Here is a 238-nt window from a genome sequence, read left to right on the forward strand (position 1 = left end):
CGAAGCCCGTCAGCTGATGAACACCAACCCCGAGAACCTGTCGCAACTAGAGTTGTACAGCGTAGCCTTGGAGTATGGCAAGGACAGCCCCGAGTATAAGAAGATAATCATGGAAACCATTCCCAAATACTTCGACAGTGACCCCGTTGCCATGAACAACGCCGCTGCCCTGTTAATCGAGAATGGCGAAGAGAACACCGCTTTGCGCTTACTCGAAAAAGCCCCTGCTTTACCCGAA

At 51.7% G+C, this 238-nt stretch carries 1 pseudogene; it reads left to right on the plus strand.

The window, feature by feature from the left end:
• Nucleotides 1-238, plus strand: a pseudogene (locus tag D0T85_RS23330) (hypothetical protein); the annotation flags it as partial.

The sequence above is a fragment of the Bacteroides sp. 519 genome (assembly GCF_010500955.1).
Taxonomy (GTDB): domain Bacteria; phylum Bacteroidota; class Bacteroidia; order Bacteroidales; family Bacteroidaceae; genus Bacteroides.